Genomic DNA, 11767 nt, shown 5'->3' with positions numbered 1-11767 from the left:
GCGATGGCCGTCAACAGCACATCCCCGGGCACGAAAAAGATCACCTGTGTGATCTGCCTGGAGGAATTCGAGTGGAACGAGCGTGACGCGTACCGCCGTGAGAGCAGTGGACCGGCCGTCCGCATCACTCTGCCGCCCCGGGACAGCGCCAAATGGGGGGCCGAGGTGCAGAGCGCCGTGCTGCGCTGCCCGAACGAGGTCAACCGGGTGCCGCACTACTTCCCGGTGGATTTCGTGCTCTACGAACGGCCGGTCGTGATCGGTTTCGTCGGTACCACCATGGCCGGCAAGACCTGCCTGCTCGCCGCCATGTCCGGTGAGATCGACCGGCAGCGGCTCACACCGCGGGGGCTGCGCACGGTACCGGTCAATCTGACCGAGCACTACAGGTACCGCACCGAGGTCGTCGATCCCTTCTTCGACGAGGGTCTCGCCCCGCCGCACACCCATCGCCGCGAACTGGTCAGTTACACGGACGCGGTGCTGATCACCACCGATGACGGACGCACGTTCCCGCTGGTCTTCTTCGACGCCGCCGGTGAACAGCTGCGCGGGCTGCAACAGGATTCGATGGCCCTGCGGTTCCTGCAGCGGGTGGACGGTCTGATCTTCGTCGTGGATCCGGACCTGATCGGCGACGGCAGTGGCCGCGCGGGCACCAGCATTCTGGACGATCCGACGTTCGGCGCCACGATAGCCGGTCTGCGTTTCCGCCCCATGCGGGGCGGCCGGTTGCAGCTTCCGGCCGCGATCGCCATCACCAAGTCGGACACGCTGCGTTTCACCGCACCGGTGGACCGTTGGCTGAGCCGGCCGACCCCGGCGAACGCCGACCGGGAGGCGATCCGACAGGAAAGTCAGGACGCCTACGCGTTTCTGCACCAGCGCCGGGCCACCGCCTGGCTCGCACCGGTCGACCGGTTCCAGTGGTGCACCCTGCACTTCGTCTCGGCCAGCGGCGCCTCCTATCTGAAATCCGACGGCACCCCGGGGGCAGGCCGATTCGTCCGACCAGCGCGGCCACGGCGCGTACTGGAACCGATCATGGCTCTCCTGGCCATGATCGAGGAGCACACCACGCACGCACAGGGGGACTGACGCTCCGATGACCGAACCGGCACAAAGCCCTGTGCACCAGGTGATCCTGCTCTACAGTCGGCAGGCGGGCGGGTTCCGCCCGGCCGCGTCCACCCTGCCGACGGACGATCCCGTGTTCGCCGGCAGCCAGTTGACCATTCTCGCCGATGCGGCCTATCGCCATCAGGACGCCCACGTCGGTTCGAGTTTCTGCTATGCCAGGACACCGGACGATCGCGGCATGATCCTGCACCGCTTCCCGGACGGCGACACCGATCGCCTTTCCGCCGCGACACACGTCCTGATCGGCGACAAGGTGGCCGCCGGCATGGCCCTCGGACTCGCCTCGGGCTGGCCACACTGGTGGCGAGGTGGCCCGTGGGGCGAGCTCTACCCCCTCGACCGCCACCACCTTCTCGAACAGGCCCAGGAACAACTACGCCGGCAACAGCGCACCGCCCGCGCCCGCACCATCGAGGAAGAACTCACCCGCCTGATCGTCGCGCTGGTCGACGTCCGCTCCGCACCCCTGGCCATCACCGGCCACACCCACGACCCCGCGCTGCTCCTGATCGCCGCCCGGGACATCCTGCGCGAATGGGCCAGCCCGGACTGGAGCTTCTCCACCGGCGAACCCGTCCAGCGCTCCGGCGTCCGCATCACCTTCCTGCTCCCCGACGGACAACCCCACTCCGACGGCTACGCCGACCTCGCCAGCTACCCCCAGCACTCCCCACAGCTCATCACCATCGCGAACCTCGTCCGCGCCTACACCAACTCCCCCGACCCCGCCACCTGGTCCACCCTCCTCGAAAAAGCAGGAATCAACACCCTCGACGACCTCCTCTCCTGGGCCGAAGGATTCACACCCACACCCGGCACCGAAGACCTGAGACGCACCCTCAACGACAGCCACAACCAGCAGATCACCGCGCTGAAAGCCACCGCACAGTCCGCCCAGGACGCACTGCGACACGAGATCTTCGAACTGACAGAACAGCGGGACGGCGCGGCTCGGGCCAGCGTCACCCTGCAGAAGCAATGGACCAGCGCACGGAACCAGTGGACCGAGATCCGCGAGGTTCTCGAGACCGAAAACCAGCAGGCAGCCACACGACTCGCGGAACTCGAACAGCGCGCGCTGAGCGCGGAACAGGACAACGAGCACCTCGCCGCGGAGAACGACTCGCTGCGCGATGACGTCAGCAGGATGCAGGACCAACTGGTGGCCGTCCCCCCACCGGCGAGTACACCCGCCGGGAACGCGGGCCTGATCCATCCTGATCCGGACGCGACGGTGAGTACGCTCCCCGGCTCCCGCACCGGACCGTTCACCCTCCCTCGCGCCGCCGTCGCACAGCCGCACGTGACGGGCGACAACGAGAACGGCGATGACCACCTGCCTGTCCAGCCCCTCGACAGGTTGCAGCTCATCCTTGTGGGTGTTGCCTACATCCTCCTGATCCTGGTCGCGTTCCTCAGCGAGACGCGGTGACGACCCACCAGCCAGGCGGCCCTGTCCCCACCTCGGCGACCGGACCCGCTGCCGGCCGGCCCAGCGGCACCCCCGCCAGGCGCGGTGCCCGGAGCGCATCCGCCGGCATGCTCCGGGCACCGCTTGGCGGAACGCCGAGCCGCTGGGCCTACACCGGGGCCGTCGCCTTCCTGCCAGCGCTCGTCGCCTACCTGCTCGTCGCCGGCCTGCAGCGACACCGCCATGATCTGGATCTGGCCCTGACGGCGCCCACCGTGGTGATCGTGGGGCTGGCCGGTTGGATCACCCTGCGTGCGGTCGTCTCCATCACTGACCGTCCGGCCCGACCCAGCCACCCTTCGGCCCGGCTGGCGCCACGCCGACTGGCCGGGAGTCGCTTCGCGCCGACACACCGACCCGAGTTCGGGAACCTCGCCCGGCTGGCGGTGCCACTGGTCGGCGCCGTCTACCTGCTGGTGGCGGTCGGCGTCCTGGTTCGGCTGCGACTGGCCGGGTTGCCAGGCAGCCCTCGCTATCCGCTCGCGGGTCTTACCGTGTCACTCGCGATCGGCAGCGCCGGTCTGATCGCGCTGACCATACTGGTGCGCTCGCAACCCGCCAGACGCGTCGTGCGGTTCACCGAGGACGGCAGGGGCACCCCCGGTCCGGCCGGTATCGCGATCATCGCGGTCACGCTGGTGGGTGTGGTGCTCGCCGGCCTCAGCCGGAACGACGACAACACGTTCGCGCTGGGCACCGAACAGATCCGACCCGCGTCCCTCGTAGCCCTGCTGACCCTGGCCACCTTCGCCATCGTCGTGGAGCTCTGGACCCGACCGCCCATCGACGACGATCAGAACCAGGCCTCGGTGTATCTGGTGCTGCTCCTCGTCGCCGTCGGCGCGGGGCTGGTCCTGGCCATCGGCCCCGACCGTCCCAGCCCGTCGATCGCCGCCGCCGTCGGACTGATCTGGCTCGTCGCCGCACGCACCAAGGACCGCTGGGCACCAGCCCTCGGACTCGCCGCCACCCTCGCCACCTACGTCCTGGTGGCCGCGCTCAGCCACACCTGGCACCGCAACCCCTACACCCCCACCCACGCACATGTCACCGCCCACGCACCTGACGACGCCTACGCCGCTCTCGCGCTGGCCCGTGCCAGCACCTTCGGCCGCGGACCTGGGCAGGGCCTGGCCGAGTCCTATGCCCCGCACGGCACCGTCCCGGACCGCTACGCCCTCAACGTCATCGCCGAAGAACTCGGTCTCCTCGGCCTGTTCCTGATCCTGGCCATCACCATCCTCGTCGGCGCCCTCCTCGTCCGACTCGCCGCCCGCTGCGGCCACGGGCTGCTCGGCGCCTGGGCCCGCGGACTCACCGCCGCCACCCTGATCACCCTCACCCTCCCCGTTCTCGCCCTGCTCTGCCCCACCCTCAACATCGACGCCTCCCCACCCGCCCTCGCCCCCGACAGCCTCGGCCTCATCGCCCTGCTCTGGACCATCGGCGCCCTGCTCGGCGCCGCCAGCCGCACCACCCACACCGCCACACCCGCACAGCGAACACCCCGCCCCACCGCCACCTCCACGCTGGACCGCCTGCGCGAACGCACCACCGGCAGGACCTGGGAACCCGCGGTCGCGGGCCTGTGTGTGATCGCCACACTCGTCGCGGTACCCCTGGCCGCCACCACCGCCGACCACCAGCGATCCACCACCGACCCGGGAAACACCTCCGCCGCCGCTGCCGCCAACACGATCCGCACCGCCAAAATCTCGGTGCGCTGGCCGCAGAGCCCAGGCCTCCTCGACAGCACGACCAGGCAGGCGGTCGACAACGTCGTCACACCAACACGCCAGTGCCCGGCGCAGACCGCCGACCGGCCCACCGACGGCACCTTCACCTTCAGAACCACCTGCTCGCCAGCACGCCTGGTCCCCACACTCGACGTCGCCCTGCAGACCGCCGCGAACAAAGCCATACAGGCACTCCCCACCGGCGTACGCGGCGCCACCATCGCGATCGACACCAGCGACGGACGCCTCCTCGTCCTCACCGACGGCACCGGAACCGCACCCCTCCCCACCGTCCCCGAACCACCACCCGGCACCCACGACAAACCCACTTCCGAGGTGCGGACGAATCCCAAAGGGCCCGCCGACCCTCTTATCAGCGCCGTATCCGTGGGTGCGGACGACGCGGGGGGCGAGGCCGCGGGTACGGATGGCGGCGCCGAGGCGGTCCGATGGTCCACCCCGGTACCCACCGGCGACAGACTGATCGGTGACCTGCTGAACGCGAGCCCCGCCCTGACGCAGGCGCTCCTCGCCGACCTGCGCGTCGACGCACTGACCAAGAACCCCGACGGCATCATGCACCTTCTCAACATTCAGAAGGGCCTGTTCGACCGGGCCGTAGCCCAACCACTCAGCAATGCAAAAGACGTCGCGCCCACACTCAGTGCGGCCGATACTGCGATCCGGGACGCGTTCAAGGGCTGCATCACTTTCGACAACCTTGACAAAATCGACACACCGAAAGAACACACCCTCCATTTCGCCCAGGGAACTGGCTGCGCGGTACGCCTGGCCAACGTCATCCTGGCCCGCGGCGCGGCGAACAGCCCCCAGCCCGGAGCCGTCCGCACCCTGATTGACCGATGGCTACTGACCGGACCGGCCGGCAGCGCGCTCAGCGGCGAGGGCCTGACCGCACCCGTCATCCAAGCCTCCGGCCTCCAGACCCTCAACAACCCCGCCTGCGGAAAAGACCCCGGCTGCCTCCGGATAAGCCCCCTGCAGTTCGCCACCGTCCTCGCTGGCCTCGTCACCCACACCAGGTCCATCGACCTGGCCAAACTCGACGACTCGCCAGCACCTTTCCTCCTCTCCGCCCGGCACGGATCCGCGACCCAGGCAGCACACGACGCGAAACCGTGGCAGCAACCACGGCCAGCCTCATCGGCAACGGACACTCCCCGCCCCGCAGCCGCTTCGAGCGCCGCCGGGCCCTCGAAGCTCCCCGCGCTGTGGAACGACGACACCGACTCCCTCAACGGCGCGGTCACCGGCGGCGCCAGCTGGTCGGTACGCGTCATGCCGAAGGGCGACAGACACGGAAAAATCGTGATCGTCAGCTACCGCACCTCCAACGGAACCGCCCAACCCGACGAGAAGCCAGCGTCCACCCTGACCGATCCGGTCGCCGCCGCCGTGACCAAGGGTGAACCCGGGTGAGCGAACCGACGGTGCCGCCGCGTGCGACCCGGCGGCGGGGGCGGCGCGACGACGATCGCACGTTGAGCCGGATCGGGTTGTGGGGGGCGACCAGCAGCGGCAAGACGACGATGCTCGCCAGCCTGCACACCGCGCTGTCCGAGTCGGACGGGGACGGGCGGGACTGGGTTCTGTTCAGTGGTAACCCGACGACCACGACGTTCCTGGCCCGCGCCCGCGCGCAGCTCACCCGGGGTGAGTTTCCCGCGCCCACCGCCTACGAGGCCAAGGAGCTGTCGCTGCGGCTGCTGCGCGCCCGGCCCGCCGGGGTGCTGCGCCGGCTGGCCCGTCGGCCCGCGCGCCGCATCGAGTTCGAACTCACGCTGATGGACGTCAGCGGCCGGATGTACGACCCCTCGGTGTTCGGCGTGGATCCCGACCGACCCCCGTCCGAGGATCTGTTCGCGGGCGAGGCGGAGGCCGGGGACGCCGTCGAGAGACTCATCGACCACCTGGCCCGCGCCGACGGCATGGTCTACCTGTTCGACCCCATCCGGGAACTCGGCGACCGCGACTCGTACCACTATCTGGAGACGATGCTCGAACGGGTGCTGCAACGGGCCGACGATCTCGGCCGGATGCCCGACGGGAAACTGCCGCACTATCTCGCGGTGTGCATCACCAAGCTCGATGACCGCCGCGTCTTCCACCGCGCCTACGACGGCGGCTTCGTCTCCGCCAGCGACGACGAGGCGATGCTTCCCCTCATCACCTGCGAGGATGCCGCCGACTTCTTCCAGTATCTGTGTTCCCGGGAGACCATGGGACGCCACGCCGGCAGCGGGCCGAAGGTGCGCGGCAGCATCGAACGGCATTTCCATCCTGGACGGGTCCGCTATTTCGCCAGTTCGTCGATCGGTTTCTATGTCGGTCGCAGCGGGATGTTCCGCATCCAGGATTTCGACAATGTCGAACAGGTCGGCGATCAGTCGCGGATACGTGGCGACCTACGTCCGACCGGGGTGATCGAACCGTTTCTCTGGCTGACCGAGTCGATCCGGTCGACCCCGCCGCCACCCGCCGAGCCGGACCCGTCCGACCGGCCCCGAGGCGGCGGTGGTCCGCCCACCGCATCCAACCCGCCGACCGGCTACAGACCGCTGCCGGGACCCGAGCTGCCTCCGCCACGTGCCGAGGACGAGGCGTTCACCTCCCCCGGCTACGACGCACCCGCGCCCTGGCACCGCGACGACGACCGCACCGCCGAGGGGACGGACCGAGCTGATGGGACGGATCGGGCCGAAGGGATGAACAGCGCTGGCGGGATGAGCAGCGATCCGGCCGCCACCCGTGGCGCCCCTGGCTCGTCCCGCGCCTCCTGGCTCGACAAGTTCCTGCTCGGCGGAACTCCCCCGCCGGAGGGCACCCGGGCGCGGGGCATCCGGGCCGACGAGGGTGACGAGGGTGACGAGGAAGGGGAATAGGGGCGGTGGGGACGCTAGTCGAGGCCGGCTGGGCCCTCTACGGCAAGACCGCGGGGTCCGCCGACGACTACCGCGTGCTGCGGGCGAGCGACGCCTATTTCAGCCGCTCCGACTACGACGCCATCCTGCGTCGGTTCGTCCCCGGCACACCGCCGGCGCCGTCACGGGCGGCGGAACCGGGTGCTCTGCCGTGGGCGACGATCAGTTACGCTCCGTTGCGTCCGGGCTCGGCGCCGACGGCCGGCAGCGCGACCGTGCAGGGCCTCGCGGTCTGCGACTGGACGCGGCTACGCGACGCCGCCGGCCGGCCGGTGTCCGTGACCGCCTACCTGTGCGCACCGTTCACGTCGCTGGCCGCCGTCCCCATGAGCTACCAGAGCCTCTACCGCACGCTGCGGACGGACCCGGCGGTGAGCGCGGTGCTCGGCGGGCAGGCGGCGGGCTCCGGCGCGGGCGGCCCGCTCCCACTCGACCTGTTCCCCGGCTTCGACCCGACCATGATCGCGGCACCGCTCGACGCCGACGACGAGACCTTCCGTCTCGCGGCGGGAATCGCCGCGCTGCTGCTCCGCCAACCGGTGGCGCTGGTCGGGGCGCCCGCGTCCGATCCGGCGACGCGGATCACCGAGCGGCTGCGGTTTCTGGACGCGGTGGCCGCGCTGCTGCCGTACGGGCAGCGCGCGCGGCTGGTCGCCAGTACCTGGGCGGACGCGGGCAGCACACACCGCATCCGGCTCGCCTACACCGACCGGGCCCGCCCCGGCGACGCCGAGATCATGCTCCCCGGCCCGCACCGGGCGGGCCGGCTACCACCGCTGCCGCGGGGCGCCGCGGAGTACTACGCGCTGCTGCTCGACCTGCACGGGCGCCACGGGCTGAGCGCCGCGCGGATCGTCGGGCATCTTGCCGCCGCGCCGTACCGGCCCGGCCATCCCGTCGACGACCCCGACCACGCCCTGCTCACCCTCGCCGACCTGCCCGGCCCGGGCTTCTTCGCCACCTGTCTGCCCATCGCCGCCCCCACCGGCGTTCCCACCGCCTCGCCTCCCCTGGTCGAGCCGCCCGTTTCAGCGGGCACAGCCGACCTGGGCGGTCCACCGGCCGCCGACATGCCCGCGTTGACCATCGCGCCGGTGGCGCGGCCCGGGGCCGCCCGGGAGCTGGTCTCGGCGACCACCGCGATGGTGCGGCTCCAGCGGGTCCGCCGCCGGCTGCTCGCCGGGACGTCCACCGTGGAGGTCGACCAGACGGTGCTCGGTCAGGTGGCCGCGCATCCGGTGGGCCCGGCGATCGCCCTCGAACTCGTCCGGCGGGCCATCGAGGACGACCTGCGTGACGAGGCCGCCGGACGCGCGCCGCAGGCCGCCGGGGTACCCGCCGCGGCCGCGCACACGGCGGGTTGGCTGGGCTGGCTCGCCGAGGCGCCACGGCTCGTCGAGGCCGTCCGTCCGTTCGCCGACATGGTCGCGGGCCCGCGGAGGCCGGTGAAGGTGGACTTCCCCGCGCTTACCCGTGTCGGCCGCGCGCTGTGGGGGGACAGCCGCTACCCGCTGGCAGCGGTCCGCCTGGCCCGGCTGACCGGGCACGGCCAGCAGGTGCGGCAACCGTTGCGGGAATGGCTCACCCGGGTGGCCGTGCTCGGCACCCTGTCGCCGGTGGAACGGGCCGCCTGGGCCGAGGAGATCGGCCGGGCCACCGCCGGCACCGGCGACGAGGAGGCCCACCTCGACTTCGCCTGCCTGCTCCTGGGCGCCAGACCGCTGCATCCGCTGGCCACCCGGATGACGAGCCGCTACCGCTTCACCTACCGGGCGGCCCTGTTCGAGGACTTCGACCTGATGGTCGAGCACCACGAATCCCGACCGGAGGCCATCGAGGCCGCCGGCCGGGTGATGGATGGCCTGGCCGCCTCCCTGGACGACACCGGCTGGCCGACCATGCCCGGCGTGCAGGACGAGATCCTGGACCTGCTGGAGATGATGGTCGTGCGGGTGCATCGCCTCCCGAACGGCCTGCGCGACACCATGGGCCGGTATCTGAGCCCCCGCACCGGTCAGAGCCGGCACCCACGCGGAGTTCACCAGACATGGTCCGATCTGATCAGGTCCTATGTGAGCGGCCCGAACACCCGCTCCGCCTCCTGACGGCGCCTCCTGACGGCCCCGCGCATCACCACAGGTCACCGGCGTCCTCCCCCTGCGGCGTGACGACGACCGTCTCCTCCAGGTCATCCGCCGGATCGGCCCGGTTCTGATGGGCCCGGTTCTGATCGGCCCGGTTCTGATCGGCCCGCCTGGCCGTACCGCCCGGCCCTGCCGGCGGGTGGGACGGTCCACCCGCGGCGCCATGGTGGACCACGGTGGGCTCGTCATCGTCGGATGGCTGTGCCCGGGCCGGGTCGCGGTCGGACTGGCGACGTCCGAGGCGTCGGTCGTTGCGGGCGTGACCGACCGGGGGCCACTGCCGCGGCTGGGGTGGGCCGAGCACGTCGTCGGCGCCCACCTGCCGCTGGTAGGCGGGCAGCACGCTCGGGACGGGCGACGGCGTGCTGTCGCGGTAGTTCGGGTCGTGCTCGACCCGGTCCATCTCCTCGTGCTTCCACCGCTCGAGCGCGCGCTCGGCGATCTCGACCTGGTCGCGCACGGTACGGCGGGCCAGCTCCTCGATCGCCTCGTCGCGTTCGTCCCGGGCGGCCTGGACCTCGCGCAACGTATCCGTCTGGTAGATTGTCTGCTCGGCGCGCAGGCGGCGGCTGTGCTGGCGGGAGATCGCCAGATGCTCGCGTTCCTCGGCCTCCAGGCCCTCCTCGTAGCGGTTTCGGTGGCCCAGCAGCATGAACAGTTTGAACAGGATCGGCAGGCAGTCGATGGCGGTGATGAACGCCAGCAGGGTGTAGTGCGTGGTGCGCATCGTCGAGTTGTGTTCGGTGAGATCACCGAGGGCCTGCATGCGGATCAGCAGGCCGGTGTTCTCCCGGTTCGTCGTCTCGAACGCGTTGCGCAGCCGGTCACGCTGCTCGACCAGCGGAGCGAGTTCCTTCTGGTCCTGGGCGATCTGGTCCTTCGCGTCCTGCACGGCCTTCGTCTGCCGGGCGGGCAGCGCCTTCGCCGCGTTCTGCCGAGCCGTGGCCAGCTGGGTTTCCAGGGGTTGCACGTAGTTGCGGTAGTAGTCGTCAGCGCGCTGCTTCGCCCGTTCGGTGCGGAAACCGTTGCCGGGGCGCCCCGAGCCGACCCCGTCACCGCAGTCGGTGCTGCCGGACTCCTCGCAGTTGACCTGTTCCTGGTACCGGTTGTAGGTCCTCACCGGGTCGATGGCCGGGTTCAGCTTCGCGACCAGGGAACGCACCGTCTCGTCGTTCTCGACGCTGGCACCACCATCGGTGTTGACCAGGACGGTCTGCCGGGTGATGTCCTCGCTCAGCTGGCCGATGCGACGCACGATGGGATTGTTCGGATCGCTCCAGTTCTCCTGCTGGCCGGTCGCGGCCTCGGCCTGGATCAGCGCGACCTGCTGCAGGATCTCCGGCTGGAAGATGCGCAGGACGAACGGTGTCGACACCACCAGCCCGATGAGGAACGCCAGCGCCGCTCGGGGCAGCAGCATCCAGATGTTCGACCGCCCCGCCGTCGCCAGCAGCCACCGGTCGAACCCCATGATGGCGCAGCCCCACAGCAACCCGAGGACGACGCACGCCACGATCGGCAGATCCAGCCCCATCCGCAGGGCGAAACCACTGGAGATGGCCGCCATGGCGGAGGTGATGAACACCGCGCTGCCAAGACCGACGTATTTTGGCCGGTCGGACGGAAACCGCTCAAGAACTTTCAGGTTCGCCGTGGACAACCACAGCATGAACTGCCCCATACCGTGGACCGGCGAGCGGACGAACCCACCGACCGCACCCGGCATCCCGCGGTATCCCGTCCCGAACCCCCGCATAGCTGACTCCCCCACGCACCGCATCCCCCGTAACGGCACCGCCTCAGCAGGATACTCCACCCCGCTCTACCCCAACCCGCACGTTTCCAGGGCCCACCGCAACGCACGCCTGATGGTTGGCCCGGCACGAAGGCCCGCGCCCAGGCGAGCAGCCCCGGCCAAGCCCGGGCCAGGCCCCGGTCGCTGGAGATTTCACGTGGCGACCTGACATGACCGCCTGTTCGCCAGCTCTCGATTCTCCCCGCTCACTGACGCCTCGCCGTAACCAGGACGCGCAGGCGTTCCCGAACTTCTGCCTCACCACGGCACCGGATGGTCGCGGCATGGTCCTGCACCGCTTTCCCGATGCCAGCTCCGGCTGTATCCGCGCTCCCGCGCACATCCTGATCGGTGATCACGTGCTCGCCGGGATGGCGCTCGGGCTGGCCTTCGAACGGCCGTCCTGGTGGTGCGACAGAATCCCACCCGACCTGCGGCCCCCGACCGCGAACATCTACTTGACCAGGCGCACCCACTGCTACACCGGCGACACGTCACGGCCCGCTCTCACGGGATCGAGGAGGAGCTCACCCGCCTGA

Annotated in this window: 7 protein-coding genes; 6 read left to right on the top strand and 1 reads right to left on the bottom strand. The window is 70.5% G+C overall.

Annotated elements, in window-relative coordinates:
- Nucleotides 1–3: 3 nt before the first annotated feature.
- The 5 genes from MXD61_RS02010 (at nucleotide 4) to MXD61_RS01990 (ending at nucleotide 9394) form a co-directional block, all read left to right on the top strand.
- Nucleotides 4–1098, top strand: a complete 1095-nt coding sequence (locus MXD61_RS02010) for a hypothetical protein (protein WP_248811159.1) — start codon at nucleotides 4–6, stop codon at nucleotides 1096–1098.
- A 7-nt stretch (nucleotides 1099–1105) separates the two neighbouring features.
- Entirely contained in the window at nucleotides 1106–2572 is a 1467-nt protein-coding gene (locus MXD61_RS02005; protein ID WP_248811158.1) for a hypothetical protein, read from the top strand.
- A 107-nt stretch (nucleotides 2573–2679) separates the two neighbouring features.
- Nucleotides 2680–5787, top strand: a complete 3108-nt coding sequence (locus MXD61_RS27845) for an FtsW/RodA/SpoVE family cell cycle protein (protein WP_285223123.1) — start codon at nucleotides 2680–2682, stop codon at nucleotides 5785–5787.
- On the top strand, nucleotides 5784–7250 hold the full coding sequence (locus MXD61_RS01995) for a hypothetical protein (protein WP_248811157.1): 1467 nt from the start codon (nucleotides 5784–5786) through the stop codon (nucleotides 7248–7250). Before MXD61_RS27845 ends, MXD61_RS01995 begins: the two co-directional genes overlap by 4 nt.
- 5 nt (nucleotides 7251–7255) lie before the next feature.
- Entirely contained in the window at nucleotides 7256–9394 is a 2139-nt protein-coding gene (locus MXD61_RS01990; protein ID WP_248811156.1) for a hypothetical protein, read from the top strand.
- Between the two features lie 25 nt (nucleotides 9395–9419).
- Here the strand turns inward: MXD61_RS01990 and MXD61_RS01985 are convergent, their stop codons facing one another.
- The gene (locus tag MXD61_RS01985; RefSeq protein ID WP_248811155.1) at nucleotides 9420–11204 is read right to left on the bottom strand and encodes a DUF4407 domain-containing protein; all 1785 of its coding nucleotides are present in this window, start codon (nucleotides 11202–11204) and stop codon (nucleotides 9420–9422) included.
- Between the two features lie 194 nt (nucleotides 11205–11398).
- Between MXD61_RS01985 and MXD61_RS01980 the strand changes: the two genes are divergently transcribed.
- The gene (locus MXD61_RS01980) at nucleotides 11399–11767 is read left to right on the top strand and encodes a hypothetical protein (protein ID WP_248811154.1); all 369 of its coding nucleotides are present in this window, start codon (nucleotides 11399–11401) and stop codon (nucleotides 11765–11767) included.

Source organism: Frankia sp. AgPm24 (assembly GCF_023243055.1).
GTDB classification, from domain to species: domain Bacteria; phylum Actinomycetota; class Actinomycetes; order Frankiales; family Frankiaceae; genus Frankia; species Frankia umida.
The sequence above is the reverse complement of the archived record's forward strand: the minus strand, read 5'-3'. Positions and strand labels throughout refer to the sequence as shown.

Excerpts from the sequence above, each read along its gene's own strand:
- MXD61_RS02010 (WP_248811159.1), top strand. The coding sequence starts at position 4 with ATGGCCGTCAACAGCACATCCCCGGGCACGAAAAAGATCACCTGTGTG.
- MXD61_RS02005 (WP_248811158.1), top strand. The coding sequence starts at position 1,106 with ATGACCGAACCGGCACAAAGCCCTGTGCACCAGGTGATCCTGCTCTAC.
- MXD61_RS27845 (WP_285223123.1), top strand. The coding sequence starts at position 2,680 with ATGCTCCGGGCACCGCTTGGCGGAACGCCGAGCCGCTGGGCCTACACC.
- MXD61_RS01980 (WP_248811154.1), top strand. The coding sequence starts at position 11,399 with ATGACCGCCTGTTCGCCAGCTCTCGATTCTCCCCGCTCACTGACGCCT.